Annotated in this window: 24 protein-coding genes and 4 tRNA genes; 20 read left to right on the forward strand and 8 right to left on the reverse strand. The window is 61.7% G+C overall.

Annotation, left to right across the window (positions count from 1 at the left end):
• The first annotated feature begins 324 nt into the window (after positions 1–324).
• Positions 325–1,653 (forward strand): flagellar filament capping protein FliD, encoded by a 1,329-nt coding sequence (gene fliD, locus OP496_RS06270; protein WP_280562655.1) that lies wholly within the window; start codon positions 325–327, stop codon positions 1,651–1,653.
• A gap of 75 nt (positions 1,654–1,728) precedes the next feature.
• Here fliD and hisC read toward each other — a convergent pair whose 3' ends face one another.
• The gene (gene hisC, locus OP496_RS06275; protein WP_280562657.1) at positions 1,729–2,784 is read right to left on the reverse strand and encodes a histidinol-phosphate transaminase; all 1,056 of its coding nucleotides are present in this window, start codon (positions 2,782–2,784) and stop codon (positions 1,729–1,731) included.
• A 197-nt stretch (positions 2,785–2,981) separates the two neighbouring features.
• Here hisC and OP496_RS06280 point away from each other — a divergent pair, with 197 nt between their 5' ends.
• From OP496_RS06280 to mnmH, 5 genes are all read left to right on the forward strand, one after another.
• Positions 2,982–4,079, forward strand: a complete 1,098-nt coding sequence (locus OP496_RS06280) for an alkene reductase (RefSeq protein ID WP_280562658.1) — start codon at positions 2,982–2,984, stop codon at positions 4,077–4,079.
• A gap of 102 nt (positions 4,080–4,181) precedes the next feature.
• Complete coding sequence (locus OP496_RS06285) at positions 4,182–4,640, forward strand: copper resistance protein NlpE N-terminal domain-containing protein (protein WP_280562659.1); 459 nt, start codon at positions 4,182–4,184, stop codon at positions 4,638–4,640.
• 133 nt (positions 4,641–4,773) lie between these two features.
• Positions 4,774–6,150 (forward strand): DNA repair protein RadA, encoded by a 1,377-nt coding sequence (gene radA / locus OP496_RS06290; protein ID WP_280562660.1) that lies wholly within the window; start codon positions 4,774–4,776, stop codon positions 6,148–6,150.
• Positions 6,151–6,204: 54 nt separating this feature from the next.
• Positions 6,205–7,242 carry a selenide, water dikinase SelD gene (gene selD, locus OP496_RS06295; RefSeq protein ID WP_280562661.1) on the forward strand — a complete coding sequence of 346 codons (1,038 nt, stop codon included), beginning with the start codon at positions 6,205–6,207 and terminating at the stop codon, positions 7,240–7,242.
• Positions 7,239–8,324 (forward strand): tRNA 2-selenouridine(34) synthase MnmH, encoded by a 1,086-nt coding sequence (gene mnmH / locus OP496_RS06300; RefSeq protein WP_280562662.1) that lies wholly within the window; start codon positions 7,239–7,241, stop codon positions 8,322–8,324. Before selD ends, mnmH begins: the two co-directional genes overlap by 4 nt.
• Before the next feature lie 28 nt (positions 8,325–8,352).
• Here mnmH and OP496_RS06305 read toward each other — a convergent pair whose 3' ends face one another.
• A complete protein-coding gene (locus OP496_RS06305) occupies positions 8,353–9,060 on the reverse strand; it encodes a type 1 glutamine amidotransferase (RefSeq protein ID WP_280562663.1) in 708 nt (235 codons plus the stop codon).
• A 62-nt stretch (positions 9,061–9,122) separates the two neighbouring features.
• Here OP496_RS06305 and OP496_RS06310 point away from each other — a divergent pair, with 62 nt between their 5' ends.
• Positions 9,123–9,419: an MGMT family protein gene (locus OP496_RS06310; RefSeq protein WP_040239486.1), complete on the forward strand. Its 297-nt coding sequence runs from the start codon at positions 9,123–9,125 to the stop codon at positions 9,417–9,419.
• A gap of 23 nt (positions 9,420–9,442) precedes the next feature.
• Positions 9,443–10,039 carry a YjaG family protein gene (locus OP496_RS06315; protein ID WP_280562664.1) on the forward strand — a complete coding sequence of 199 codons (597 nt, stop codon included), beginning with the start codon at positions 9,443–9,445 and terminating at the stop codon, positions 10,037–10,039.
• Positions 10,040–10,046: 7 nt separating this feature from the next.
• Here the strand turns inward: OP496_RS06315 and hisF are convergent, their stop codons facing one another.
• The 4 genes from hisF to hisB all read right to left on the reverse strand — a co-directional run bounded on the left by hisF (position 10,047) and on the right by hisB (position 12,907).
• Positions 10,047–10,820, reverse strand: a complete 774-nt coding sequence (gene hisF / locus OP496_RS06320; RefSeq protein WP_280562665.1) for an imidazole glycerol phosphate synthase subunit HisF — start codon at positions 10,818–10,820, stop codon at positions 10,047–10,049.
• Between the two features lie 2 nt (positions 10,821–10,822).
• On the reverse strand, positions 10,823–11,572 hold the full coding sequence (gene hisA / locus OP496_RS06325) for a 1-(5-phosphoribosyl)-5-[(5-phosphoribosylamino)methylideneamino]imidazole-4-carboxamide isomerase (RefSeq protein WP_280562666.1): 750 nt from the start codon (positions 11,570–11,572) through the stop codon (positions 10,823–10,825).
• A 63-nt stretch (positions 11,573–11,635) separates the two neighbouring features.
• Positions 11,636–12,277 (reverse strand): imidazole glycerol phosphate synthase subunit HisH, encoded by a 642-nt coding sequence (gene hisH, locus OP496_RS06330; protein ID WP_280562668.1) that lies wholly within the window; start codon positions 12,275–12,277, stop codon positions 11,636–11,638.
• A 36-nt stretch (positions 12,278–12,313) separates the two neighbouring features.
• The gene (hisB, locus tag OP496_RS06335; protein ID WP_280562669.1) at positions 12,314–12,907 is read right to left on the reverse strand and encodes an imidazoleglycerol-phosphate dehydratase HisB; all 594 of its coding nucleotides are present in this window, start codon (positions 12,905–12,907) and stop codon (positions 12,314–12,316) included.
• 206 nt (positions 12,908–13,113) lie between these two features.
• Between hisB and OP496_RS06340 the strand changes: the two genes are divergently transcribed.
• From OP496_RS06340 to OP496_RS06370, 7 genes are all read left to right on the forward strand, one after another.
• The gene (locus OP496_RS06340) at positions 13,114–13,569 is read left to right on the forward strand and encodes an acetyl-CoA sensor PanZ family protein (RefSeq protein WP_280562670.1); all 456 of its coding nucleotides are present in this window, start codon (positions 13,114–13,116) and stop codon (positions 13,567–13,569) included.
• Entirely contained in the window at positions 13,566–15,935 is a 2,370-nt protein-coding gene (locus OP496_RS06345) for an AsmA family protein (protein WP_280562671.1), read from the forward strand. The genes OP496_RS06340 and OP496_RS06345 overlap by 4 nt, the downstream gene beginning before the upstream one ends.
• Before the next feature lie 117 nt (positions 15,936–16,052).
• The gene (gene mutY / locus OP496_RS06350) at positions 16,053–17,114 is read left to right on the forward strand and encodes an A/G-specific adenine glycosylase (protein ID WP_280562672.1); all 1,062 of its coding nucleotides are present in this window, start codon (positions 16,053–16,055) and stop codon (positions 17,112–17,114) included.
• Between the two features lie 27 nt (positions 17,115–17,141).
• Positions 17,142–17,414 (forward strand): oxidative damage protection protein, encoded by a 273-nt coding sequence (locus OP496_RS06355; RefSeq protein WP_280562673.1) that lies wholly within the window; start codon positions 17,142–17,144, stop codon positions 17,412–17,414.
• A gap of 85 nt (positions 17,415–17,499) precedes the next feature.
• A tRNA-Phe gene (locus tag OP496_RS06360) sits at positions 17,500–17,575 on the forward strand.
• Positions 17,576–17,581: 6 nt separating this feature from the next.
• Positions 17,582–17,656, forward strand: a tRNA-Gln gene (locus OP496_RS06365).
• Positions 17,657–17,677: 21 nt separating this feature from the next.
• Positions 17,678–17,753: transfer RNA gene (locus tag OP496_RS06370), tRNA-Thr, on the forward strand.
• Between the two features lie 106 nt (positions 17,754–17,859).
• Here OP496_RS06370 and OP496_RS06375 read toward each other — a convergent pair.
• Entirely contained in the window at positions 17,860–18,414 is a 555-nt protein-coding gene (locus OP496_RS06375; protein ID WP_280562674.1) for a flavin reductase family protein, read from the reverse strand.
• Between the two features lie 656 nt (positions 18,415–19,070).
• Entirely contained in the window at positions 19,071–21,305 is a 2,235-nt protein-coding gene (locus OP496_RS06380) for an NADP-dependent isocitrate dehydrogenase (protein ID WP_280562675.1), read from the reverse strand.
• 353 nt (positions 21,306–21,658) lie between these two features.
• Between OP496_RS06380 and OP496_RS06385 the strand changes: the two genes are divergently transcribed.
• From OP496_RS06385 to OP496_RS06405, 5 genes are all read left to right on the forward strand, one after another.
• The gene (locus OP496_RS06385) at positions 21,659–21,859 is read left to right on the forward strand and encodes a hypothetical protein (protein ID WP_280562676.1); all 201 of its coding nucleotides are present in this window, start codon (positions 21,659–21,661) and stop codon (positions 21,857–21,859) included.
• Between the two features lie 58 nt (positions 21,860–21,917).
• Positions 21,918–21,993 (forward strand) — tRNA-Thr (locus OP496_RS06390).
• A 277-nt stretch (positions 21,994–22,270) separates the two neighbouring features.
• The gene (locus OP496_RS06395; protein ID WP_280562677.1) at positions 22,271–22,954 is read left to right on the forward strand and encodes a 2Fe-2S iron-sulfur cluster-binding protein; all 684 of its coding nucleotides are present in this window, start codon (positions 22,271–22,273) and stop codon (positions 22,952–22,954) included.
• Positions 22,951–23,937 (forward strand): xanthine dehydrogenase family protein subunit M, encoded by a 987-nt coding sequence (locus OP496_RS06400; RefSeq protein WP_280562678.1) that lies wholly within the window; start codon positions 22,951–22,953, stop codon positions 23,935–23,937. The genes OP496_RS06395 and OP496_RS06400 overlap by 4 nt, the downstream gene beginning before the upstream one ends.
• Before the next feature lie 23 nt (positions 23,938–23,960).
• Positions 23,961–26,189, forward strand: a complete 2,229-nt coding sequence (locus OP496_RS06405; protein ID WP_280562679.1) for a xanthine dehydrogenase family protein molybdopterin-binding subunit — start codon at positions 23,961–23,963, stop codon at positions 26,187–26,189.
• The last annotated feature ends 12 nt before the right edge of the window (positions 26,190–26,201 follow it).

Consider the following 26,201-nt stretch of genomic DNA (forward strand, 5'->3'; position numbering starts at 1 on the left):
TTTCGAACCCCGGCCATTGGTCGGGGTTCATTCATTGAGGGCCTTCCCCATGGAGAGTCCCGGATGGCCGGCCCCGTCATCGGCAGGCATTTATTCGAAAACCCCCGCTTCGAAAGAGGCGGGGGTTTTGTCGTTTATGGGGCTGAAAAACGCTGCAATATCGGCCGCCAGAGTGAAAACTTTAGTCTTTTGAATGCCGGGAGTCGCGAGAGTTCTCGTTGCTATTCTCCCTCCCTAATATGCTGGAGGTTTGCTAGGGTAGGGCACAGACATCAGCAGACGTAAGCTTGCGATGAAACGCATCTAAAAGGGGAAGAGGCGGTTATGGCTTCCATCTCGTCACTAGGCGTTGGCTCCGGCCTTGATCTCAACGGGCTGCTTGATCAACTTCAAGAGTCAGAGCAACAGAAACTCGTGCCCATCCAGCAGCAGCAGGCCGACCAGAAAACGAAGATATCGGCTTATGGCAAGCTGCAGGGTGCCTTGTCGAACGTGCAGTCATCCGCAAGCGACTTGAATGATCCCGAGCTTTTCAACAGCGTGACCAGCAATGTCGAGGGCGACAGCGTGAGTGCCGCCGCAACGCCCGATGCTCCGCCTGGGCGTTATGATGTTGACGTCGAACAATTAGCCACAGCTTCCAGTATGGCGACACAAGGCGTCGATGAAGAAGCCGTTCTCAATGCTGGGGCCGAGGCGAGCCTCGATGTTGCATTAGGCGACGGGACGACAAAGAACGTCACAATTGAAGCAGACAGTACGCTGAGCGATGTGCGCGATGCGATCAACGCCAGCGATACTGGAGTGTCGTCCTCCGTCGTTTTTGACGGTGATCAACATCGCTTGGCTCTGGCGTCCAAAGATACGGGAGAGCAGGCGGCGATAGATGGCGTCACCTTCAATGGTCTCGATGGATTGACGTTAGATGCTGATGCGGAAATCGAAGCTCAGGATGCCAAGCTGAACGTCAATGGCATTGCCATCACGAGCGATAGCAATCAGGTCGAAGAGGCCATTCAGGGCACGACACTGAGCCTGACGGATACTGGTGAGTCCACGGTAACGGTAGCACGTGACGAGGAGTCGATCCGGGGTGCCATCACGGGGTTCGTCGAGAGTTACAACGATATGAAATCGACCACTGCCGATCTCACCAGTTTCAGCTCCGAGGATGGCGAGACGCAAGCCGGCGACTTGTTGGGTGACAGCACGACGCGTATGGCGGAATCCCGACTGCGAAGCACGATGACCGAACGCGTCGGTGATGAGGCGCTGCAAACCCTTGAAGATGCTGGTATTTCGATGAACGTCGATGGTGAGCTAGAAGTTGACGAGAATCGGCTCGACGAGGTGCTTGCTAGCCAGCCCGGCGACGTTCAGGCCTTGTTTTCTGGGACCGACGAATCAACGGGGATTGCGGGAAGAGTCGAGGAAGAGCTGGATACCATGCTAGGTGAAGACGGTATGGTGGAGGGCGCCGTGACCGGTGCCGAAAACCAGATGGACCGTCTCGACGAGCGTTACTCATCGATGGAAGATAGCATAGCGACCACGGTGGATCGTTATCGTTCCCAGTTCCAGGAGCTCGACAGCATGGTCTCCGAGATGAATCAGACTAGTGATTATCTCACACAGCAGCTGTCCGCGATGTAATTATCCGTCACTGTTACGCTTGCCATGATCGACGCCCGCCCCTCGTGCAGGCGTCTTGCTTTGTGGCTCTCCTTGCTAGCTGCATACAGCCTCGAGCGCTTCCACGAGACTCGTCATCTCATCATCCGTGCCGATACTGATGCGCAGGAAGTCGCTCAGTGCTTCCTTGTTGAAGTGGCGCACCAGAATTCCCCGCTCACGCAAGGCGTCGAAGAGCATACGCCCCTGATAGGCATCGTGGCGTACGAACAGGAAGTTGGTCTGCGAGGGCAACACCTCGAATCCCAGCGTTTCGAGGCAGCGTTGTGTCCACTCGCGTGTTGCGATGACGCGTTCGCGGCAGGCATCGAAGTATGCTGGATCCCGCAGCGCGGCAATGCCTGCCTCGATGGTGATGCTGTCGATAGGGAATGAATTGAAGGAGTCCTTGACGCGCTCCAGCCCCTCGATCAGTTCGCGCGGGCCGATTGCAAAGCCCAGCCGTAGCCCTGCCAGACTGCGTGATTTGGAGAATGTCCCCGTCACCAACAGGTTCGGGAAACGCTCGACCAGAGGGATCGCGCTTTCGCCTCCGAAGTCTACGTAGGCTTCATCGACCAGTACCACGCTCTCGGTATTACGCTCCAGCAAGGCAGCGATCGCCTCGCGCGGATGTCCGTGCCCGGTCGGTGCGTTGGGGTTGGCGAAGATGATGCCGCCATTGTCGGTATCGAAAGCCGTCAGTGGCACGCGCCACTGGTCGTCCAGTGCCACGCTTCTGTAGGACACGTCGTAGAGCTTGCAGTAGACAGGATAGAAGCTATAGGAAATCGCCGGCATCAGCAGCGGACGAGGCTGCCGAAAGAACGCTTGGAAGGCCAGTGCCAGTACTTCGTCGGAGCCGTTGCCGACGAATACCTGCTCGGTCGTGACGCCATATTCTTCGGCCAGTGCCTCGCGAAGCGCAGTGGCACCAGGATCCGGGTAGAGGCGCAGATGGTCGGCCGGGAAATCGCGTAGCGTCTGCTCGACGCCGGGCGCGGGCGGATAGGGATTCTCGTTGGTATTGAGTTTGATAAGGCGCTCGCGCGGCTGCTCTCCCGGTACATAAGGAGTGAGTTCGCGCACGGCGGGACTCCAGAACTTGCTCATGAACGCTCGCCCAAGCAGTGATGAGGTAGGCGTCCATGGTGACGCCACGCCTCGTGACGCGCAAGGCGCGCCGTGTTTAACAGCTCTGCTGTTGGCCGATGTAGGTTGTTCCGATGCGACTCGACCCTTGATTAGTTTACTAACGACCTCATCTCTTGCACATCGTGATGATCCCCAAGAGTTCTACAGGAGGCGACATGGCCTACGAATCGCTGCTTTCACCGCTCACCATGGGCAAGCTGACGCTCCCCAACCGAGTGCTGATGGCACCGCTGACCCGCGCTCGCACGCTGGATATGGTGCCCAAGGCGCTGCAGCAAACCTATTATGCGCAGCGCGCCGATGCCGGCTTGATATTCAGCGAGGCAACGAACATTTCTCCCACCGCGCGGGGCTATGTCTATACGCCGGGCATTTATACCGACGAGCAGGAAGCCGGTTGGCGGGGTGTCGTGGATAGCGTGCACCGTGCCGGCGGACGGATCGCCTTGCAGCTATGGCACGTGGGGCGGATCTCGCATCACAAGATTCAGCCGGGTGGTCAACCGCCGGTGGCGCCGAGCGCGCTACGGGCAGAAGGCGCCAACTGCTTCCTCGAGTTCGAGGACGGCAGCTCGGGCCAGCACCCGACCAGTACGCCACGAGCCCTGGAAACCGACGAAATCCCCGCGCTGATCGATGATTATCGCCAAGCCGCCAAACGCGCCAAGCGTGCCGGATTCGACATGGTCGAGGTACACGCCGCCAATGCGTACCTGCTGCAACAGTTCATGGCGACGGGCTCGAATAAGCGTACTGACCGCTATGGTGGTAACCTGGTCAACCGGGCGCGCCTGGTCCTGGAAGTCGTCGATGCCGTCAGTGAGGTCATGGGTGCCGATCGAGTCGGGATCCGTATCTCACCGTTCATCGAGATCTTCGGTCTGAGCGATGACGAGTCGGAGGCCATGGCCTTCTATCTGGCCGAGCAATTGACGCGTCGCGGCATTGCCTACCTGCATGTCAACGAGCCCGACTGGACCGGCGAAGGACCGCAACTGACCGACACCTTCCGCCGCGAGTTGCGCAAGCGCTTCCCGGGAACGTTGATCTACTGCGGGCACTACACCGCCGAGCGCACCGAGGCGTTGATTCGCGATGGCCTGGGCGATGGCGCGGCCTTCGGGCGTCCGTATATCGCTAACCCTGATCTCGTCGAACGCTTTCGTCGCGATAGCACGCTCAATGCGCCCGATCCGACAACGTTCTACGGCGGTGGTGCCGAAGGTTACACGGACTATCCGACATTATCATGAGGTCTAAGCCTGCAAAGGGTGTCCGATGGCGCCACATGACGCTATGCTGTCACCCACGGGGCCGCGGGAGCGGCCCAAGACCCATTGGTTAGGAGGACTATCATGCAGATCAGGACGTTGCTCGCCGGTTCCGCCATGCTCGCCATACTTGCCGGTTGTGCCACGGGCACCTCACAGCAAGGCCAGCCTGGCGCGTCGGAGCAAGCCGAACAGCCGACCGTCTACAGCGGCACCTTGCCATGCCGCAGCTGCGACGGTATCGATCTTGAAGTGCAACTGATGGGTGATGAAGACGCGACTGCGGATGAACGCACCTTCGAGTTGCAAGCCGAATATCGTAACCATCCGGAGAATCCGCCGGCCGAAGAATACAGCGGCCAGTGGGAAGTCATCGATGGTGCCGCAGAAGACCCCGAGGCGACTGTCTACGAGCTGACGCCTGAAGGCGAAGGGCAGATCTATTACTTCCAGAAGCTCGATGCCAACACACTGGAACTGATCGATCCGCAACTGCGTCGCTTCGAGAACGGTGAAACGCTGCGCCTGCAACGCCAACAGTAATCGCGTTCTCGTATCACCGAAAAGGCGGCCCACGGGCCGCCTTTTGCATGTCTGGACCTTTCGTGGGGAATACCCGGACGAGGCGATGCCGGGCGCGATGATAGAATGTCGGTGATCAGCAAGGAGTGACGACATGGCCAAGGCGAAAAGCGCTTTCGTGTGCACCGAATGCGGTGCCGAGTACAGCAAGTGGCAAGGGCAGTGTTCGAGCTGTCGCGAGTGGAATACGCTCAACGAAGTGCGCCTGGGGAGCGCTCGGCCGCATGCGCAATCACCATCGACGACGGGGCGTAGCGGCTATGCGGGATTGGTCTCGCGCGACGTGGTCGACCTGGGCGAAGTCGACCTCACCGAAGTGCCGCGTTTCTCGTCTTCCTTCGGCGAGTTCGACCGCGTGCTGGGCGGTGGTCTCGTTCCTGGATCGGCGGTGCTGTTGGGCGGCAACCCCGGTGCCGGCAAGTCGACGTTGCTGCTGCAGACCGCTTGCAAGCTGGCCCAGTCGCACAAGGTTGTGTACGTCACCGGCGAGGAATCGCTCTCCCAGGTAGCGATGCGTGCGCATCGGCTGCAGCTGCCGATCAAGGGACTCAATATGCTCGCCGAGACCAGCATCGAAACGGTGCTTGCGGTCGCCGAGCGTGAAAAGCCCGCCGTACTGATCATCGACTCGATCCAGACCATGCATCTGGAGGATATTAGCTCGGCGCCGGGTGGCGTGGCGCAGGTGCGTGAATCCTCGTCGGCGTTGACGCGTTTCGCCAAGCAGTCGAACACCGTGCTGATGCTGGTCGGGCACGTCACCAAGGACGGCACGCTGGCTGGCCCCAAGGTGCTGGAGCACATGATCGATGCGTCGTTGCTGCTCGAGGGCGGGGCGGACTCGCGATTTCGCACCCTGCGCGGGCAGAAGAACCGCTTCGGCGCGGTCAACGAGTTGGGTGTGTTTGCGATGCTCGAGCATGGCCTCAAGGAGGTCAAGAACCCCAGCGCCATCTTCCTGTCGCGCGCCGAAGAACAAGCGCCCGGCAGCCTGGTGATGGTGGTCTGGGAAGGCACGCGGCCGATTCTCGTCGAGGTCCAGGCATTGCTCGACGATTCGGCGCTAGGCAACCCACGGCGCGTTGCTGTGGGGCTCGATCAGAATCGCCTGGCGATGCTGCTGGCCGTGCTGCACAAGCATGGTGGCTTGTTCACTGGCGATCAGGATGTCTTCCTCAATGTGGTCGGCGGCGTCAAAGTGCTCGAGACCAGCGCCGACCTGGCCGTGTTGTTGGCCGTCGTCTCCAGTCTGCAGAACCGTAACTTGCCACGTGAGCTGGTGGCCTTCGGCGAAGTGGGGCTCTCCGGCGAGATTCGCCCCGTACCCAGCGGTCAGGAGCGTATCGTCGAGGCCGCCAAACACGGCTTCAAGCGTGCCATCGTACCGCGTGCCAATGCCCCACGGCAGGCGCCCGAGGGCATGGAAGTGATCGCTGTCGATAAACTCGGCGATGCCTTGGAAGCCCTGTAAACGCTGGCGCGCCGGTGATGTAGAATGGAGTGAACGATTGCCAAGGAGTGCCCAATGAGTGCCATTCGCCTGACGCAATACAGCCACGGCGCTGGCTGTGGCTGCAAGATCGCCCCCGACGTGCTGGACAGCATCCTGTCCAAGGCGGGCCCTGGTGCCACCGACAAGCGCTTGATCGTGGGCAACCAGGGCCGCGAAGACGCTGCCATTTATGACCTCGGCGACGGTCGCGGTCTTATATCGACGACTGACTTCTTCATGCCCATCGTCGACGATCCCTTCGATTTCGGGCGCATCGCCGCCATCAATGCCATCAGCGATGTCTATGCCATGGGCGGCACACCAATCATGGCACTGGGCATTCTCGGATGGCCGCTCGACAAGCTGGCCGCCGAAATCGCCGGCGACGTGGTAGGCGGCGCGCAATCGATCTGCCGCGAGCTGGGCCTTGCCTTGGCCGGCGGGCACTCCATCGATGCCCCCGAACCGATCTTTGGCCTGGCAGTGAATGGCCTGGTCGATCTCGACCACCTCAAGCTCAACAGCAACGCCAAGGCCGGCGACTTGCTGTATCTCACCAAACCGCTGGGGGTAGGGCTTCTGACCACGGCTGAAAAGCATGGCTGGCTGGAATCTGGTCACCAAGGGTTGGCGCGCCGCACGATGCTGAAGGCCAACCGGATCGGGATCGAGATGGCCAAGGTCCAGGGCGTGCATGCCATGACCGATGTCACCGGTTTTGGCTTGGCGGGACACCTCAGCGAGATCTGCCAGGCGAGCGGCCTCAAGGCGCGGATTGACTTCACCAAGCTGCCCCGGCTTGCCGAGGCGGAAGCGTACCGGCGGCGCGGGGCGGTGCCCGGCGGCACGCAGCGTAACCGTCAGGCTCTGGGCGAGGCCTTGCCCGATATGGATGCGGCGCATTGGCAGTGGTTGTGTGATCCCCAGACCTCGGGCGGCCTGCTGCTGAGCGTCGACCCCGCCTGGGCGGATGACGTCGAGCGCATCGGTCGTCAACACGGCCTCACGCTGGAAGCCTTCGGCGAGATGCGCTCCGCGAGTGGTGCCAGTGTGATCGAGGTGCGTGGGTGAGCCTACCGCAGATCGAGCCTGAGTTGGCGCTGCTTGAGCGCCCGTTGATCGATGTGCGGGCCCCGGTGGAGTTCGCTCAGGGTGCCTTGCCGGGCGCCGTCAACCTGCCATTGATGGACGATGCTGAGCGCCAGGCGGTGGGTATTCGCTACAAGGAAGCCGGTCAGGCCGCCGCCATCGAGCTGGGCACGCAATTGGTGGATGGCGCCCTCAAACGGCGTCGTGTGTCGGCGTGGCAGGCGTTTGCCGAGCGTCATCCTCAAGCGCTGATCTATTGCTTTCGGGGCGGGCTGCGTTCGCAAATCGCGCAGCAGTGGCTGCAGGAGGCGGGCATCACCCTGCCGCGTATTCAAGGCGGCTGGAAGGCTATGCGCCAGTGCCTGAACGCCGAGATTACCTCGGCGGCGACGCGGCCGGCGCTCGTCGTGGCCGGCCTCACCGGTAGCGCCAAGACCGAGTTGATTCAACGTCTCGACACGGGCGTCGATCTCGAAGGTCATGCGCGGCATAAAGGCTCTGCGTTCGGGTGGCATCCCTTGCAGGGGCCGTCGCAGATCGACTTTGAGCATGCGCTAGGCGTGGCGTTGTCGCGTATGCCGCATGGCTGCGTGGTGGAGGATGAGTCACGCATGATCGGGCGGCTGGATATTCCCTTGTCTTTCTGGCGAACCATGGAAGCGGCGCCGCGCATTCGCGTGGAAATGCCGTTGGACTGGCGCCTCGAACAGATACGCAAAGACTATATCGAGACCCTGTGGCAGACCTATCGTGGCCACTATGGCGAGTGGCTGGGTTGGGCGTTGATGCGCAAGCAGCTTTCCAGCGCGCTCAAGCGTGTGCGTAAGCGCCTGGGCAGTGCGCGTTTCCAGCGTCTGCAGCGTTTGCAGGCGCTGGCCTTCCGTGAACACGAGCGCGGCAACACCCAAGCGCACGAAGCCTGGCTCGCGCCGCTGATGCTCGAATACTACGATCCCATGTATCGCTATCAGCTTGAGCAGTCTCCCCATGAGGCGCTGCATGTCGGCGACTGGGAGAGCTGCCTGGCCTTTGCCCAGGACTGGTCGGCATCGCTCGTGCGTTAGATGAACCAGTCTTGCGCCTTGTCTGGGCTCAAGACCGGCGGGCGTGATGCAGCCAGTCGAGCATGACGCGGTCGAGCAGGGCGGCCAGGCGGTCGAAACGCCGCGGTTCCTCCATGACCGTCTCGCGGGTTTGCAGGTAAGCGCCGTCGGCAGCCGCGAGCCGCTCGTCGAATGCCGCAAGATGATCGTAAAGGGCGCTGACCGAGGCGACGGTGGCCTCCAGGTGACATTGCAGCGCCACCACGCGGCCGCTGTCCCAGGCGAATCCTTGCAACGGGCTGGCGGTACTGCCGCCCAGAGGCAAGGCCTCGTCCGGTAAGCCGAAGACATCGTGATGCCAAGTGAATGCCTCGAAGCGTTCGGGCAGATTGAAGGGACTCTCGTCGGCCAGGGTGATAGGCTGCCAGCCGCGCTCGGCATAGGTACCCCGGGAGACGATGGCGCCCAGCGCCTCGGCGATCAACTGCGCACCCACACCGACGCCGAGCAGCGGCTTGCCACTCTTGAGCATGCGCGCGATCAACTTACGCTCGCGCTTGAGCCATGCTGGTGGCGTGTCCTCGTGGAGCCCGAACGGGGCGTCGAGCACGATCAAGGCATCGAAATTGTCGAAGATCGGCGGCGCCTCGTCCGCGTATAAATGGCAGGTATTATGGCTGTGGCCCATGCCCGTCAGCCAATCGGCGAAGCGCGCTGGGCCGAGATAATCCGCGTGCTGAAGAAAGTAGATATGCATGATGCGCCCATGATGGTAAAGCCGTCCCCCCGCAGCAAGTGGGGTCGTCGAGGAGAGCTAGCGTGCCGCGAGCCGAGGTACTTGAACAGATTTATACCATCGTCGCCCAGATTCCCGAGGGGCGAGTGACAACGTACGGGCGCATCGCGAACATGACCGATGGCGCCACGGCACGCATGGTGGGTAGCGCCATGCGCCACCTGCCCAGCGGCCATGGGTTGCCCTGGCATCGCGTCATTAATGCCAGCCGACGCGTGACCGAGCATACTGGTGCCGTGCGTCAGCATGAAAAGCTGCGCGCCGAAGGCGTCGTGTTCGATGCCCGTGGGCGCGTTCTTCAAGACATACTCTGGCCCTGACGAGGCTGATGAGGAGCAATGATATGACAGCGTCCGCCGACGGCTTCCATGCCCGTCTGGATCAACTGCCCGCGCGGGCTCGGCTGGCCTTCATGGCGGCCTTGATCGAGCGCATGTGGCCCAACTATGCGTTGTATGCCGAGATGAGCGGCGTCGGCGACACGAAGGTGGTGCGCAACGTGCTCGACCTGGCGTGGGAAGCGCTGGTCGTGAAGGATGCGGCGATCGACTTCGACAAGCAGGCCGAGAAACTTGCCGAGCAGGAGCCGCCGGAAACCGATGACAGCTTCGGCGCGCGGCGGGCGGTTGAAGTGGTGATGGCCTTGGCAGCACTGCTCGATGCCTTGCGTGGTGAGGCGCCTGAGTCGCCGCGTGACGTGAGTCGCCTGTCACGCGATGGCGTGCATGCCTACATCGAGATGACCGACGGCGCGGAGGATGATGCCGAGCGGCTGGCGGCACGTGTGCGTGAGCATCCGTTGATGGATGACGAACACGACTTCCAGGAAGCGGTACTCGAGCACGTCGAGGCGCCGCTGACGCGTGACGCCCTCAAGTCGCTGCGACGCCTGGGGCGTAACGAAGGCGTCAGCAACCTGGGACTCAGCGCCGAGGAGTAGCCACCTCCTACAGTCGCATCTCGATCCCCTGTTCGGCCATATAGCGTTTGGCGTCGGGGATGGTGTACTCACCGAAGTGGAAGATACTGGCGGCGAGCACGGCATCCGCACCGCCTTCCTTGACGCCCGCGACCAAGTGATCGAGATGGCCGACGCCGCCGGAGGCGATGATCGGGACGCTGACAGCATCGGCGATGGCGTGGGTCACGCCTAGATCGAAACCGGCTTTGGTGCCGTCGCGGTCCATACTGGTTAGCAGCAATTCTCCCGCCCCGAGTTCGACCATCTTGCTCGCCCATTCCACGGCATCGAGCCCGGTGGGCTTGCGTCCGCCATGGGTGAATATTTCCCAGCGCGGCGGCTCGCCCTCAGCCGAGACCCGCTTGGCGTCGATGGCGACGACGATGCACTGGCTCCCGAAGCGTTCTGCCGCTTCGTGGACGAAATCGGGGTTGGTCACCGCTGCGGTGTTGATCGAGACCTTGTCGGCGCCGGCGTTGAGCATGGTGCGGATGTCGTCGCAGGTGCGAATGCCACCGCCCACCGTCAACGGAATGAAGACCTCCCCGGCGATGCGTTCGACCATTTCCACCGTGGTGCCGCGATCCTCGTGGCTGGCGGTGATGTCGAGGAAGGTGATTTCGTCGGCGCCCTGCTGGTTGTAGCGTTTGGCGACCTCGACTGGGTCGCCGGCGTCGCGGATGCCGACGAAATTGACGCCCTTGACCACGCGGCCGGCATCGACGTCGAGACAGGGAATGATGCGCTTGGCGAGTGCCATGATCAGCTTCTCCGTGTGACTGGCGCGGCGTCGCACAGGCGCTGGGCCTCGGCGACGTCGAGTTTGCCTTCGTAGATGGCGCGTCCGGTGATGGCGCCGAGAATGCCTTCGTGCTCCACCTCGAGCAGTTCCTCGAGGTCGCCCAGATGCGTGACACCGCCGGAGGCGATCACCGGGAGGCCACCCTCGCGCGCCAGATCGGCGGTGGCCGCGATGTTGACGCCCTGCATCATGCCGTCGCGGGCGATATCCGTGTACACGATCGAGGTGACGCCATCGTCGGCGAAACGCTTGGCCAGGTCCACGGCCTTGAGCGTCGACACTTCGGCCCAGCCATCGGTGGCGACATAACCGTCGCGGGCGTCGAGCCCCACGATGACGCGGCCCGGAAAGGCGCGGCACATCTCGGTGACGAAAGCCGGGTCTTTGACGGCTTGGGTGCCGATGATGACGTAAGACACGCCCGCCTCAAGATAGGCCTCGATGATCGCGGCGGTGCGAATGCCACCGCCGATCTGGATTGGCAGCTCGGGATAGGCGCGGGCGATGGCGGTTACCGCCTCGGCGTTCACTGGCTGGCCTTCGAAGGCGCCGTTGAGATCCACTAGATGCAGCCGGCGGGCTCCGGTCTCGACCCAGCGCGCGGCCATGGCCACCGGATCGTCACCATAGGTGGTCGAGTCGTCCATTCGTCCCTGCTTGAGGCGGACGCACTGGCCGTCCTTGAGATCGATGGCGGGAATCACCAGCATGACGTGTCCTCTCGGTATACGTGTGGCGCCGCCATCGAAAGGCGGCGTGTCCGGCCTGGACGTTCAGGGCGTCCAGGTGACGAAATTTTCGAGCAAGCGTAACCCGTCACGCGCGCTTTTCTCGGGATGGAACTGCACAGCGAAGACCGGGCCACGGCCGGTGGCGACATGCGCGGTATGCCCGCCGTATTCGGTGGTGCCGAAGATATCGCTGTCTTCCTGTGCCTCGACGTAATAGCTGTGCACGAAATAAAAGCGTGCGTCGTCGTCGATGCCCGCCCAGAGCGGATGCGGGTGATGTTGCGTGACGCGGTTCCAGCCCATGTGAGGCACTTTCAGGCGCTGGCCCTGGGTATCGCGAAGGTCACGCTCGAAATGACGCACGCGCCCTGGCAGATGGCTAAGGCACACCACACCGCCGTTTTCCTCGCTTTCTTCCATCAGCATCTGTTGGCCGACACAGATGCCTAGTAACGGCTTGGCCTGGGCGCGTAGCACTTCGTGAACCACACCCTGCAGATCGTTGCGCTGCAATTCGCCCATGCAGTCACGAATCGCCCCTTGGCCGGGCAGTACTAAGCGGCTAGCGCCACGGATGCTGCGCGAATCGTCAGTGATGACGACGTTCTCATGCGTGACGTGTTCCAGCGCCTTGGCGACGGAGTGAAGGTTACCCATGCCGTAATCGATGACCGCAATCGTCATGCTCGCTCCTTAGCGCGTCAGCGCGTCGTGAGAGCCTCACAGGCTGCCTTTGGTGGAGGGCATCCGCCCGGTCATACGGGGGTCGGGTTCCACCGCCATGCGCAGTGCGCGGCCAAAGGCCTTGAAGATGGTTTCCGCCTGATGGTGGGCGTTGAAGCCTTTGAGGTTGTCGATGTGCAGCGTGACCTGGGCGTGATTGACGAAGCCTTGGAAAAACTCCCAGAACAGCTGCGTGTCGAATCGGCCGATGTTCGCGCGTGTGAACTCGACATCCATGCTCAGTCCTGGGCGCCCCGAGAAGTCTACCACGACGCGGGAGAGTGCTTCGTCCAGCGGCACGTAGGCATGACCGTAACGCCGGATGCCGTGCTTGTCGCCGATGGCCTGGACGAAGGCCTGCCCTAGGGTGATGCCGAGATCCTCAACGGTATGATGATCGTCGATGTGCAGGTCGCCCTGAGCATTGATCTCCAGGTCGATCAGGCCGTGGCGCGCTACCTGATCGAGCATGTGATCGAGAAATGCGACGCCCGTTTCGGATTGGAAATGGCCCTCGCCGTCGAGGTTGATACGGACCTGAATCTGGGTCTCGTGGGTGTCGCGGGACACGGTGGCGACGCGCTCGGCCATAGGGGGTCTCCAGCACTTCGGACGTGAACGGGGCGCGCGATGCAGGCGTGGATGCGCAAGGCTCGCGGCGCCATGGAACGGTCATTATAGAGAATCGCCCCGGCCATCCGCTACAATGACGGGAGTTCAGGGGCGATGCCCACGTCCCTCCACCAATGCTCGAGGGTCTGTGACAGGGCCAGGGAGATCGTCCAGGGAGAGTAGGCATGCCGGTGACCTTGCAGGAAATCGATTACGCCGAATGGGAAAAGGATGCCCAAGTGGCGCAGGATCTCGCGCGCATCTACCGCGATGCTCCCACCGAGCGTCTTCCCGCGCCTGTCGAGGGCTTCATCGACGGCCACTTCACCCAGGGCGGCGTGTTCTGCTGCGCGTTATTCAACGCGCGTCGACTGGGAGCGGTCGCCGTGCGTCGCGAAACTCGCGTATGGTGGTTGTCACATTTCTGCGTACGTGCTGAAACCCGGCACCGCGGAGTCGGCTCACGGTTATTGATGCTGATTGCCGAGCGCGCGCAAGGCGAAGGCTGTACGCCGCGCGTTCCCACTGCAGTACTGATGATGGGGGACCAACTGTTGTTGACCCGGCTTGGCTATCATCCCGCCGCCGACGGAACGTACTATGAATTTCATCCATTAGCGTCACAGGGAGGGCGCCAATGAGAGCGCTGCTGAGAGCATTGCTGGCGGTGGTCGGGGTGTTGGCCTTGATCGTGGTCGGCGCCGTGGTCTATATCACCACGTTCTTCGATCCCAACGACCTCAAGCCCCGGCTCGTCGAGGCGGTGCGCGATCAAAGCGGGCTGGAGCTCAACCTGGACGGCCCCTTGTCATGGTCCTTCTATCCACGCCTGGGCTTCAGTGTCGAGCAGGCCGAGGCCTGGTTGCCCGAGCAGTCGCACGATGACTCGGCATTCGCGGCGCTCGACCGAGCCGAGGTCAGCGTGGCGTTCGCGCCGCTGCTCTCCGGCGAGGTAGCCGTGGAAGGGCTGACGCTAGATGGCATGCGGCTCAATCTCGAGCGCGACGCCGAAGGTCGCGGCAATTGGGAAGTCTTGCTCGATCGCATGGGGCGCGGCGGTGACCAGGCTGAAGAGGCCTTGGCGCCGGCATCGGCAGGGCCGGGGCTGAATCAGAATCCCGACAGTCTGCCCGTGGCGCTGGATATCGCGAGTGTCCAGGTACGCAACAGTCGAGTGCATTATCAGGACGCCCAGCGCAATTTGGATCTAACGCTCTCCAAGCTCAGCATGGAGGGTAGCAACGTCAACCCCGATGCCGCCTTTCCATTGCAGATGTCATTTGATCTCGACAGCCAGGCGCCTGAGTTGACCAGCCAGGTGAAGCTCAAGAGCCGTGTACGCTTGGGCCTGCGCGACGGCCGCTATGAACTCAACAACGTGACTCTGGAAACCAGCACGCAGTGGCCGGCGCTTTCCGATCAGGCGCAGGGCATCAATCTGCAACTCGGCCACCTGCTGGCCGAGACGCAGGAGCAGCATTACCGTCTCGATGACGCCAAGCTCGATACGCGGCTGCACCATCCCGCCGTGAAAGGCAAACCGCTTGGGTTGAGCCTGGGCTTCGACGGCGAAGCCGATCTCGATGCTCAAACCGCCCAGTTGCGTGATATCACCTTGAGCGGCGATGACGACCTGAACCTGACGGGGACACTGAGCTTTACCCAACTGCTCGGGACGCCGCAGTACACCGGACAGCTCAAGCTGGCGCCGCTTCCCCTGCGGGATTGGCTCAAGCGTTTCGATGCCCTGCCCGAGACCGGGGATGAAAAGGCGCTGAGCGAGCTCGCCATGACCAGCCCCGTGCATGGCGATCTCCAGCGCATCAATTTCTCGAATCTTAGCCTGTTGCTCGATGGCGAAACGCTGACCGGGGAGTTGGGCGCCGGTTTCGATGGCCAGTGGCTGAGTTTCGATCTTCAGGGCGAGCGTCTCGATCTGGACGCCTATCTGCCGCCCGCCGGGAAGGATGGCGAAAGTGCAGAGAAGGGTAAGGACGAAGACACGGCGAGCGTCGTCGAAACGCTGGGCGTCTCGTCGGCCTATGCCGCCGCCGAGAGCGCCGGCTTGCTTCCCGCTGAATGGCTGTCCAACTTGACGTTGGATGGCAAGTTGGACGTGAACACCGTGATCCTCAAGGGCATGACACTTCAGGATGTAGCGCTGCGCGTGGCGGGTGACGACGGGCGTCAGCGTCTGGAGTCCCTGTCGGCCAAGCTCTACGATGGCACGTTCGACGCCCAGGGTAGCTTGGATCTCCGTCAATCGCCGTTGCGCCTGGCCATGACGCAGTCGCTCTCCGGGGTGCAGATCGCGCCGTTGTATAAAGATATCAACGGCGCGGAATCGCCCTTGCGCGGCCGGCTCAATCTGGAAAGCGACGTCACCTCGCAGACCAATCAGCTCGAGTCGCTCAAGCGCCATCTCAACGGTACGGCTTCGCTACGCATCGACGACGGCGCGATGCTCGACGTCAATGTCTCGCGTCAGCTATGTACCGCCGCTGCCATGTTGGACGGCAACCAGTCGGATCGCGATTGGAGCGACGACACGCCTTTCGACACGCTGTCGGCGAGTCTCGATATCACCGATGGCGTGGCGCGCAACGACGATCTCGAGGTGCGCATTCCGGGCATCGAAATGACTGGCACGGGCTCGTTCAACATTCCTACCGAGCGTTTCGATTACGATCTCAAGGCGCGCTTCATCGATACCGCCGACCAGAATGCCTGTCGGGTAACCTCGCGCCTGCAACAGGTAAGCCTGCCGGTGCGTTGTGAAGGGCAACTGGGCGGAGAGCCGGGTGAATGGTGCCGCTTCGATCGTGAGGCCTTCCAGGACACGCTGGGAGAGTTGGCCAAGGAGAAAGCCAAGCGCGAAGCCGGCGATAAGCTCGACGAAGCGCTGGAAGACAATCTCGACAGCGATACTGCGCGCAAGATCGACGAAACGTTGGGAGAAGGCTCCGCCAAGGAACTTGGAGACAAGTTGCGTGGTCTACTCAAGTGAGCAAAGCCCAAAGCCAGTCCCTGCGCCGACACCTGTCGGCGCTTTTTTTAGTATGTCCCTGACTTCTTCTCATCCCCATGATCTGACGGCGTCGCCGCCGGCTGGACGATAACGCGCATGCAGGAAATTCCGCTCACCGCTGACACCTTTCGTCGGCGGGTCTTCGAATGGTTCGACGTTCACGGCCGCAAGACACTGCCCTGGCAATTCGACAAGACGCCCTACCGCATCTGGGTGTCGGAAATCATGCTGCAGCAGACGCAGGTCGCCACGGTGATTCCCTACTATCAGCGCTTCATGGAGCGCTTTCCGGATGTCGCCGCCCTGGCGCGAGCGCCGCAAGACGAGGTGCTGCATCTGTGGACGGGGCTGGGGTATTACGCACGAGCGCGTAACCTGCACAAGGCCGCCCAGGTGGTGATGGGTGAACATGGCGGCGAGTTTCCGATGGACAGCGTCGAGGCGCTTTCCGCACTGCCCGGCATCGGGCGTTCCACGGCCGGCGCGATCATCAGCATCAGCACTGGCCGGCGTGCGCCGATCCTCGACGGCAACGTCAAGCGTGTACTGACTCGCCTGCACGCCGTGGAAGGCTGGCCCGGCCGTCCTGCCGTAGAGCGTGAGCTATGGACGCTGGCGGAGCGTTACACGCCGGATGAGCGTCTGGCCGACTATACCCAGGCGATGATGGACCTGGGGGCGACGCTGTGTACGCGAAGCAAACCGGCATGTCTGCTATGCCCCTTCGAAGATATCTGCGTGGCGCATGCGCGTAGCGAAGAAACGCGCTTCCCCGAATCCAAACCGCGCAAGGCACTGCCTGAGCGCGTCACACAGATGCTGGTATTGCGTGACCCACAGGGGCGCGTCTTCCTCCAGCAACGTCCAGCTAGCGGATTGTGGGGCGGTTTGTGGAGTCTGCCCCAGTTCGATGACGAGCAAGCGCTACGCGCCTGGCTCGATCAGCGCTTCCCCCACGCCCTGCGCGAGGCGGATGGCGAGGCGTTCACGCATACCTTCAGCCATTTTCGCTTGAAGATCACGCCCTCACCGGCGCGTCTGGAGGAGCTGCCTTCAGAGGTCGGCGAGGAAGGGGTGCTATGGTACGACGCCAAGGCGCCCGCTAGTGTAGGATTGGCGGCGCCGGTCAAGACACTGCTCGACCGAGATGTTTCGTAACCCCGCAATACGTTAGGAGTAAGCGCCATGAGCCAGACCGTCTTTTGCCGCAAGTACCAACAGGAGCTCGAGGCCCTGCCGTTTCCGCCGCTACCCGGTGCCAAGGGGCAGGAGATCCAGCAGACGGTTTCCAAACAAGCCTGGGACGAATGGCAGGCGCTGCAAACTCGTCTGATCAACGAAAAGCATCTCAGCCTGCTGGACCCCGAAGCGCGTACCTATCTCATGGAACAGATGGAGCGCTTCCTGGACAATCAAGATACCGACCAGGCTGAAGGCTACGTACCCCCGAGCCAGTAAAGCAGGCCCGGTGGTCGGCATCTTTTTGAATTAAAAGGCTTGACCCGAACCGAAGAATTCGGTTTAATGCGTCTCCGTTGGCAGCGGCCAGATAGCTCAGTCGGTAGAGCAGTGGATTGAAAATCCTCGTGTCGGCGGTTCGATTCCGTCTCTGGCCACCAATTTGCTGGGGTATAGCCAAGTGGTAAGGCACTGGTTTTTGGTATCAGCATGCGCAGGTTCGAATCCTGCTACCCCAGCCATCGCTAACGGCTCTATGCTATGCCGACATAGCTCAGTTGGTAGAGCAACTGACTTGTAATCAGTAGGTCCCGGGTTCGACTCCTGGTGTCGGCACCATAGCTTAGCGACTGATTCTAAAGGCTTTTTTAGCCTTGAAAGAAACCGCCCATCGAGGCGGTTTTTTTGTGGGTGTCCATCAAGTATCCACAGCGCTCATTAGGCATTACAAATTCTGCACCCTGAAGTCCGCCGAGCAATCGATTTCGTCGCCGGCGACCATGAAGCGGTCGTGACCGCGATAATGCAGGGTGCGGGGAAGGCCGATCGAGGTGTCTACATGGGCTTTGACGATCTCCCAGATGAACAGCTCGTGGCGGTCTATCTGGCTGTCGTCGACCAGGCGGCACTCGAAGCTGGCATAGCATTCCTCAACGAGCGGTGCAGAGACGATCTTGCCCGGTGTCGGTGTCAGCCCGAAGGCGTCGAACTTATCGAGCGTATCACCATCGCTATTGCCCACCCCGACCACGGCGTCGACTAGCTCCAGTGTCGGTATGTTGATCGTGCATTCGCGGCTTTCGCGTACGAGGCGATGGCTGTGATTGGCGGCGGTGATTAGGCAACCGAAGTGTGCCGGCGTGAAGCCGAGCATCATGTGCCAGCCCATCACCATCAGGTTACGTTCTGCCTGCCATTGCGAGCCCACCAGTACGATGGGGCCGGTTTCCAGGTGACAGCGGCATTGATCGAGGGGGAAGTCGGCCTTGCGTGGTGTCATACCTTCTCCTTGCACGATGGCACTCCGATTAAAATAGCCCATTGCGGCAGAGAAAGGCGTTGGCGGGGGCCAGACACAAGTAAGCCCGACCGAGGCCGGGCTGTGGACGTTGCGTCATTGCATGTCCTGTCGAGCTCCTTGCGACCTTTCCACACTTCCTTGTGCGCGATGCTGAGCACCGAGGTCGTATCCCTGCTCGACGGCGCTCACAATGTCATAGTGAACAGGCGGTTGGATTGATCTGGGTTAAATACCCGACAATTTTACTCGGGAATTAGTGGTCGTCTGATAAAATTCTTCGGGTGTCGTCGGATGCTGACCCGTTGCGTCGGCATTGGCTTACTAGAAAGACATCGAATATAGGTAAACGAAGCGTCTCTAATGTGTTATTTTTTGTATACGTGAGCCATGGACGGCGAGGAACCTTCAAGGAAGTCGCAATTCCATCGCGTAGTGGTTCACACTGCGTACGACGTTTTAGCCCTCCCATGGCGGAGGGCTTTTTTCTGCCTGAAAGGTGGTGAAGCGGGTCTTCCTACTCTTTTCCTGCCTCTGAATTTCCTGCCTCTGAACGAAACAGGCCCATGCACGGGGCATGGGCCTGTTCTGACGCTGTTACTGCGCGGGGCGAAATGTTGTGCCCCGGCATACAGCGTTTAACGCTTCATGAGGGCATCCAGAGCGGCGTTCAGCGTCGCGCTGGGACGCATGACTTGGCTGGTCAGATCATAATCGGGATGGTAGTAGCCATTGATCTCTACCGGCTTACCTTGCACTTCGGTGAGTTCTTTGACGACCTTGTCTTCGTCGGCTTTGAGCGATTTGGCCAACTCGCTGAACTGCCCCTTCAGCTCGGCGTCTTCGTCCTGAGAGGCGAGTGCCTGGGCCCAGTAGAGCGAGAGATAGAAGTGGCTGCCGCGGTTATCGATTTCGCCGATCTTGCGTGACGGCGACTTGTTGCTGTTGAGGAATTCACCGGTGGCCTGATCCAGCGTCTTGGCCAGCACCTTGGCCTTGGGATTGTCGTACGCCTTGGCGAGGTGCTCGAGTGACGCGGCCAGGGCGAGGAACTCACCCAGCGAGTCCCAGCGTAGGTGATTTTTCTCCAGGAGCTGCTCGACGTGCTTGGGCGCGCTGCCGCCGGCGCCGGTCTCGAACAGGCCGCCGCCCTGCATCAGCGGGACGATGGAGAGCATCTTGGCACTGGTGCCGAGTTCCATGATCGGGAACAGGTCGGTCAGGTAGTCGCGCAGCACGTTGCCGGTGACGGAGATAGTGTCTTCGCCCTTGCGAGTGCGTTCCAGCGAGAAGCGCATGGCGTCTTCCGGCGCCATGATGCGGATATCCAGGCCGCTGGTATCGTGATCCTTGAGGTAGGCTTCGACTTTCTCGATGAGCTTCGCATCATGCGCGCGGTTGGCATCCAGCCAGAAGATGGCGGGGGTGGCGCTGTCGCGGGCGCGAGTGACGGCAAGCTTGACCCAGTCCTGAATCGGCGCGTCCTTGGTCTGGCACATGCGCCAGATGTCGCCGGCTTCCACGTCATGGTTGAACAGTTGATGACCGTTTTCGTCGGTGACCACGATGGTGCCGTCCGCATCGGCCTGGAAGGTCTTGTCGTGAGAGCCGTATTCCTCGGCCTTCTGCGCCATCAGGCCGACGTTGGGTACGCTGCCCATGGTGGTCGGATCGAAGGCGCCATTCTTCTTGCAGTCATCGATGGTGACCTGATAGATGCCGGCGTAGCAGCGATCCGGGATCACGGCCTTGGCATCGTGCAGCGCATCGTCGGTGCCCCACATCTTGCCGGAATCGCGAATCATCGCCGGCATGGACGCGTCGATGATCACATCAGAGGGCACATGCAGGTTGGAGATACCCTTGTGCGAGTTGACCATCGCCATCGGCGGACGCTCTTTGTAGAGCGCGTCGATGTCGCTCGTGATGGCGTCCTGTTGTTCGCTGGGCAGGGACTCGATCGCGCTGTAGAGGTCGCCGATGCCACTGTTGGGATTGAAGCCCGCCAGTTCGAGGGCGTCGGCGTGTTTCTCGAGCACGTCCTTGTAGAACTCTTCGACCACCATGCCGAACATGATCGGGTCGGAAACCTTCATCATGGTGGCTTTCAGGTGCAGAGAGAACAGCACGCCGCGCTTCTTGGCATCCTTGATCTCGCTGTCGATGAAGTTGCGCAGATGGCGGCTGCTCATGCGTGAGGCGTCGACGACTTCACCGTCCTGAACCGCCAGGCCTTCCTTGAGGACGCTGGTGGTGCCGTCTTTCTGCTTGAGTTCGATCTTGAGCTTGCCGGCCTTTTCGATGGTGGCGGACTGCTCGCTGCCATAGAAGTCGCCTTCGCTCATGTGCGCGACATGCGACTGAGAGTCGGCGCTCCACTCACCCATGCGGTGTGGATACTTCTTCGCGTAGTTCTTGACCGACTGCGGCGCGCGACGGTCGGAGTTACCTTCGCGCAGAACCGGGTTGACCGCGCTGCCCTTGGCCTTGTCGAAAGCGGCCTTGATCGCCTTCTCTGCGTCGTTTTTCGGCTCGTCCGGATAATCCGGCAGCGGATAGCCCTGGCTCTGCAGTTCCTTGATCGCGGCCTTGAGCTGCGGGCCGGAAGCGCTGATGTTGGGCAACTTGATGATGTTGGCTTCCGGCGTCTTGGCCAGCTCGCCGAGCTCGGCCAGGTCGTCGCTCATGCGCTGTTCGTCGCTCAGGAGATCCGGGAACTGAGCGAGGATGCGACCAGCCAGCGAGATATCGCGGGTCTCGACGCTGATGCCGGCTGTGCTCGTGTAAGCGGCGATGATCGGAAGCAGGGAATGGGTCGCCAGCGCGGGGGCCTCATCAGTGAGCGTATAGATGATCTTCGGCGTGTTGGACATTTGGATATTGACCTCTCTTGTCACAGCGGTTGCACGAATCTTCAGCGATGCGGGTTGGCTGGGGGCGATACAAGTGCTTGCCGGCGGTCTTGGGCAGCCCCGCTCGTGCGGCGATGATGCTGTCCCCGCGAAAGCGCTTGGATCATCATGCAGATGGTGAATTCGGTTGGCCCGTCATGGTGCCGGCGACCCAGCGATCGTGTCAGATTATACCAGTGCAGTGTTTGTTGCGCATATACACTGTCGACAATCTTGTCATCAGAAGACATACACTTGTCGAGCTTAGCGACCGCTGCGAGACTCGCGGGCGTTGCGTCATGATAGTTGGGCATGGTCGGAAAGTGGGAGGCGATATGACATTTCTGATCGGCGTAGGCATTCCATTGCTGGTGCTGGTAGGCGTCTGGTGGGGCGCACGAATAGCGCTCAAGCACCTTGTCGCCCGGGATCAAGCGACGCGAGAACGCATGGCCTGGGCCATCGCAGCGGTCGTCGCGGCATTGATTGCGATATACCTCTGGCTACTGCTGACCATGCCGGTATTGCCTGCATAAGGTGACAGGCCGAGAGGCTTGTCTGACCACGCGAACCTGATTACTATCATGCGCCGTCGCCGGTGTAGCTCAGTTGGAAGAGCAACGCACTCGTAATGCGTAGGTCGGTGGTTCGAGTCCACTCACCGGCACCAGAAAGATATCCGTAAACCGCCGCCACGGAGCTTCCGGGCGGCGGTTTGCGTTGCATGCCTGATTCTCTGGCATTCTGCCGGATTCCTCTGAATTTTCGCCGCATGCTTTGCGGCACCTCCTATCCTCTCCTAACGTTAAGGTTGGTCGAGCTGCCTGACACGGCTTGGCTTCGCACGATGCTTTCTGATGGCGAGCGCCCGCCAACGCTAAATTGTGCGTTTCGGGCGTCGCTCAAGAACGATGCCAGCCCTGACTGGTGAATGGCGAGGATAAGACATGGATGACCGTGAGCGTCTCAAGACTGAGGTTTCGTATTTTGATCCCCAGCGACACCCCGCATCGCCGTCGCGGCGACGCTTTCTAAAATCGGCCGGTGCCTCCGGGCTTGCGGTAGCGGCTGCGCCGGCGTTGTCGTCGGTGAGTTATGCCGGTTCGCCGGATGACCCGGACACGCAAGCCGAGGCGCCCCCCGCCGAAGGCCAGCGCCGCATCACGCTGATCGTCAACGGTCGGCGCGAACAGCTCGATGTCACGCCCAACGTGATCCTGCTCGATGCACTGCGCCACGCCCTGCAGTTGACTGGCACCAAGAAGGGCTGCGACCACGGCCAGTGCGGTGCCTGCACGATCCTTGTCAATGGCACGTCCATCAATTCCTGTTTGAGTCTTGCCGTGACTCACGACGGCGACGAGATCACCACCGTCGAAGGGCTAGAGAAGAACGGCCAGCAGCATCCGTTGCAGCAGGCGTTTCTCGAGCATGATGCCTATCAGTGCGGTTACTGCACGGCGGGTCAGATGATGAGCGCGCTGGCGATCCTGCAGGATGACGACATCGGCACCCGTGACGCCGACGTGCGCGAGGCGATGAGCGGCAATATCTGTCGTTGTGGCGCCTACAAGAACATCGTTGCGGCCATTCAGTCCGCTCGCGGTGCAATGCAAGGGGGCAATGCATGAGACATTTCGATTACGCCCGCGCCGAAAGCGCGCAGCAAGCGGTGGCGGCGCATGGCAGCGAACGCGACGCCGCCTTCCTGGCGGGGGGTACCACGCTGCTCGATCTGGTCAAGCTCGATGTCATGCAGCCGCAGAAGGTGGTCGATATCAACGGTGTCGACCTCGATACCATCGAACGCCTCGACGACGGTCGGCTGCGTATCGGCGCGATGGTGACCAACACGGCGCTGGCCCGTGATGAGCGCGTGGTCGACGACTATGCCGTACTTTCCCAGGCATTGCTGGCCGGCGCTTCGACGCAGCTGCGCAACAAGGCGACCACTGGTGGCAACGTGATGCAGCGCGTGCGTTGCCCGTATTTCCGCGATGGCGTGTCCGCCTGCAACAAGCGCGAGCCGGGCAGCGGCTGCGCGGCCATCGGCGGCGTCAACCGCAGCGTCCACGCGGTGCTCGGCACCAGCGACAACTGCATTGCGACGCATCCCTCGGATATGTGCGTGGCGATGGCCGCCATCGGGGCCACCGTCGAGGTACAGGGGCCGGAAGGCCGGCGCGAGATCGACTTCGCCGACTTTCACCTACTGCCCGGTGACACGCCGGCACGCGAGCATGCGTTGGAAGCGGGCGAGTTGATCACCCACGTGACGCTGGACGCGCCGCTCGAGGGCAGCCGGTCTGCCTATCTCAAGCTGCGCGACCGTCAGTCGTATCAGTTCGCGCTGGCCTCCAGTGCGGTGATCGTGCGCATGGACGGCAACACCATTCGCGAGGCACGAGTAGCCATGGGCGGTGTCGGCACCAAGCCGTGGCGTGCGCCGGAAGTGGAAGCGGCGCTCAAGGGCAAGACCGCCAGTGAGACGCTGTTCGCGGACGCGGCCAAGCGCGCCTTCGAGAACGCCGTCGCCTACGCCCAGAACGGCTACAAGATTCCGCTCGGCCAGCAGGCCATCGTACGTAATCTCACCGATCTGACTGCCGCCTGAATCGCCCGCGAGGAGAATGGAACATGAGCGACACGGATACGAAAGATCCCATTATCGGCGCGGGCGTGCCGCGCATCGACGGTCCCGATAAACTCGCGGGGCGCGCCAACTACGCCGCTGACAACTTGCCGGCCAACATGGCATACGGCTATGGCGTCTTCAGTACCATCGCCAAGGGCAAGGTGACGCGGCTGGATGTCGATGAGGCGAAGCGGATGCCGGGTGTCATCGATATTTTCCACCACGGCCACTTCCCTTCGCTGTACCGCACGCCGTCGAGCTTCGTGCAGGGCAACAAGGTGGAGGAAACACGGCTGCCGTTCGAGGATGAGCGCGTTTACTACGAGGGCCAGTTCGTGGCGCTGGTGGTTGCCGACAGTTTCGAGAACGCGCGTGCCGCCGCGCGACACGTCAAGGTGGAATACGCTGGCGAATCGGCCGTCGCCAACCTCGCCCAGGGTCTCGAGGACAACGGCACGCAGGCGGGTGGCGGTCATTCGCGTGGCGATGCCGCCGCAACCTTCGATGCCGCCGACACGACCATCGACGTCACTTACCACACGCCGGTGGAAACCCATAACCCGATGGAAATGCATGCCTCCGTGGCGTACTGGGATGCGCAGGGTGACCTGACCATTCATGACGCGTCGCAAGGGGTCGTGGTCGAGCGCAATGCGCTGTCCAAGATTTTCGCCATTGCACCCGAGCGCATCACCGTGCACGCGCCCTACATCGGCTCGGGCTTCGGCAGCAAGTTGTGGACCTGGCCGCATGCGGTGGCCACGGCGGCGGTTTCGCGTGAGCTGGGCCGCCCGGTGCAGCTCGTCGTGCCGCGTCAGCAGATGTTCACCACCACCGGGCACCGTCCTGAAACCCGCCAGCGCATGCGCTTGGCGACCGACGGCAACGGCAAACTGGTGTCGCTTCGTCATGAGGCCATCAACACGACCTCGTTCACCGATCAGTACGTGGAAACCTGCGGCAGCGTGACCAAGAGCCTCTACAGTTGCCCCGATCTGACGGTGAGCCATGCCACGACCCAGGTGAATCGCGGCACGCCGACCTCGATGCGTGCACCGGGTGCGGCGCCGGGGCTATTCGCGCTGGAATCCGCCATCGACGAGATGGCACTGGCGGCGGGTGTCGATCCGGTGCAGTTTCGCCTCGATAACTACGCTGAGCGCGACGAGAGCCAGGATCTCGACTTCTCCAGCAATCACATCATCGAAGCAACGCAGCAGGCCGCCGAGCGTTTCGGGTGGCACGACCGCAACCCCGAGATCGGCAGCATGCGCGAGGGACGCGAGGTCGTCGGTTACGGCATGGCAGCCTGCAACTGGGAAGCGCTGAAGCGGCCCTGCGATGCACGCGTGTCGCTGCGTGCCGATGGCACCGTCTTCGCTTCCTGTGCGACCCAGGATATCGGCACCGGCACCTACACCATCGTCGCCCAGGCGGTGAGCGACGTGACCGGTGTGCCGTTGGATCGGATCACCGTCAAGCTGGGGGACTCCTCCTATCCTGATGGCCCTATTTCCGGCGGCTCCTGGGCCACGGCAACGACGCTTCCGGCCATCGCCGGTGCGGCGCGCAATGCGCTTGACGAGCTCAAGCGCTATGCCACTGGTGGCAATGGTATCTTCGCCGAGGCCAGTGCGGACGATCTGAGCGTGGCCGATGGTGGCCTGCGTTATGACGGCAAGCAGGCGAGTTTCGCCGAGGTGCTCGACGCTGCGCGTTACGGTAGTGCCGATGGCGAAGCGCATACCGAGGCCGCCGACTCGAAATACTCCTACCGCTCCTTCGGTGCCCATTTCGTCGAGGTACGCTGGGATCCGGGCATCTCCCATCTGCGTGTATCGCGAGTGGTCAGCGCCATCGACGTGGGCAAAGTGATCAACGCGACCACCGCACGCAACCAGGTCGAGGGCGCGGTCGTGATGGGTATCGGCATGGGGCTTTTCGAAGCCACCGAGTACGACGAGCGCAACGGCCGCCCCGTGAACAACGACTACGCCGAGTACGTGGTGCCGGTGCATGCCGACCAGCCGGAGATCGACGTCATTCTGCTCGATTATCCCGATCTGGCGTTCAATGAATACGGCGCGCGCGGTATCGGCGAGATCGGCGTCACTGGGTTGGCCGCCGCCATCGGCAATGCGGTGCACCATGCCACCGGCAAGCGCATTCGCGAGCTGCCCATCACCCTCGATAAGCTGATGGACGACGTGCCCCAGGCGCAAAGTGCGTGAGGGTCGCCGACG

Origin of the sequence: Chromohalobacter sp. 48-RD10 (assembly GCF_029889785.1) — a bacterium.
Taxonomy (GTDB): domain Bacteria; phylum Pseudomonadota; class Gammaproteobacteria; order Pseudomonadales; family Halomonadaceae; genus Chromohalobacter.

Bases quoted from the DNA above. Each gene is read 5' to 3' on its own strand.
- fliD (WP_280562655.1), top strand. From the start codon at position 325: ATGGCTTCCATCTCGTCACTAGGCGTTGGCTCCGGCCTTGATCTCAAC.
- hisC (WP_280562657.1), bottom strand. From the start codon at position 2,784: ATGAGCAAGTTCTGGAGTCCCGCCGTGCGCGAACTCACTCCTTATGTA.
- OP496_RS06280 (WP_280562658.1), top strand. From the start codon at position 2,982: ATGGCCTACGAATCGCTGCTTTCACCGCTCACCATGGGCAAGCTGACG.
- OP496_RS06285 (WP_280562659.1), top strand. From the start codon at position 4,182: ATGCAGATCAGGACGTTGCTCGCCGGTTCCGCCATGCTCGCCATACTT.
- radA (WP_280562660.1), top strand. From the start codon at position 4,774: ATGGCCAAGGCGAAAAGCGCTTTCGTGTGCACCGAATGCGGTGCCGAG.
- selD (WP_280562661.1), top strand. From the start codon at position 6,205: ATGAGTGCCATTCGCCTGACGCAATACAGCCACGGCGCTGGCTGTGGC.
- OP496_RS06305 (WP_280562663.1), bottom strand. From the start codon at position 9,060: ATGCATATCTACTTTCTTCAGCACGCGGATTATCTCGGCCCAGCGCGC.
- OP496_RS06315 (WP_280562664.1), top strand. From the start codon at position 9,443: ATGACAGCGTCCGCCGACGGCTTCCATGCCCGTCTGGATCAACTGCCC.
- hisF (WP_280562665.1), bottom strand. From the start codon at position 10,820: ATGGCACTCGCCAAGCGCATCATTCCCTGTCTCGACGTCGATGCCGGC.
- hisA (WP_280562666.1), bottom strand. From the start codon at position 11,572: ATGCTGGTGATTCCCGCCATCGATCTCAAGGACGGCCAGTGCGTCCGC.
- hisH (WP_280562668.1), bottom strand. From the start codon at position 12,277: ATGACGATTGCGGTCATCGATTACGGCATGGGTAACCTTCACTCCGTC.
- hisB (WP_280562669.1), bottom strand. From the start codon at position 12,907: ATGGCCGAGCGCGTCGCCACCGTGTCCCGCGACACCCACGAGACCCAG.
- OP496_RS06340 (WP_280562670.1), top strand. From the start codon at position 13,114: ATGCCGGTGACCTTGCAGGAAATCGATTACGCCGAATGGGAAAAGGAT.
- OP496_RS06345 (WP_280562671.1), top strand. From the start codon at position 13,566: ATGAGAGCGCTGCTGAGAGCATTGCTGGCGGTGGTCGGGGTGTTGGCC.
- mutY (WP_280562672.1), top strand. From the start codon at position 16,053: ATGCAGGAAATTCCGCTCACCGCTGACACCTTTCGTCGGCGGGTCTTC.
- OP496_RS06355 (WP_280562673.1), top strand. From the start codon at position 17,142: ATGAGCCAGACCGTCTTTTGCCGCAAGTACCAACAGGAGCTCGAGGCC.
- OP496_RS06375 (WP_280562674.1), bottom strand. From the start codon at position 18,414: ATGACACCACGCAAGGCCGACTTCCCCCTCGATCAATGCCGCTGTCAC.
- OP496_RS06380 (WP_280562675.1), bottom strand. From the start codon at position 21,305: ATGTCCAACACGCCGAAGATCATCTATACGCTCACTGATGAGGCCCCC.
- OP496_RS06385 (WP_280562676.1), top strand. From the start codon at position 21,659: ATGACATTTCTGATCGGCGTAGGCATTCCATTGCTGGTGCTGGTAGGC.
- OP496_RS06395 (WP_280562677.1), top strand. From the start codon at position 22,271: ATGGATGACCGTGAGCGTCTCAAGACTGAGGTTTCGTATTTTGATCCC.
- OP496_RS06400 (WP_280562678.1), top strand. From the start codon at position 22,951: ATGAGACATTTCGATTACGCCCGCGCCGAAAGCGCGCAGCAAGCGGTG.
- OP496_RS06405 (WP_280562679.1), top strand. From the start codon at position 23,961: ATGAGCGACACGGATACGAAAGATCCCATTATCGGCGCGGGCGTGCCG.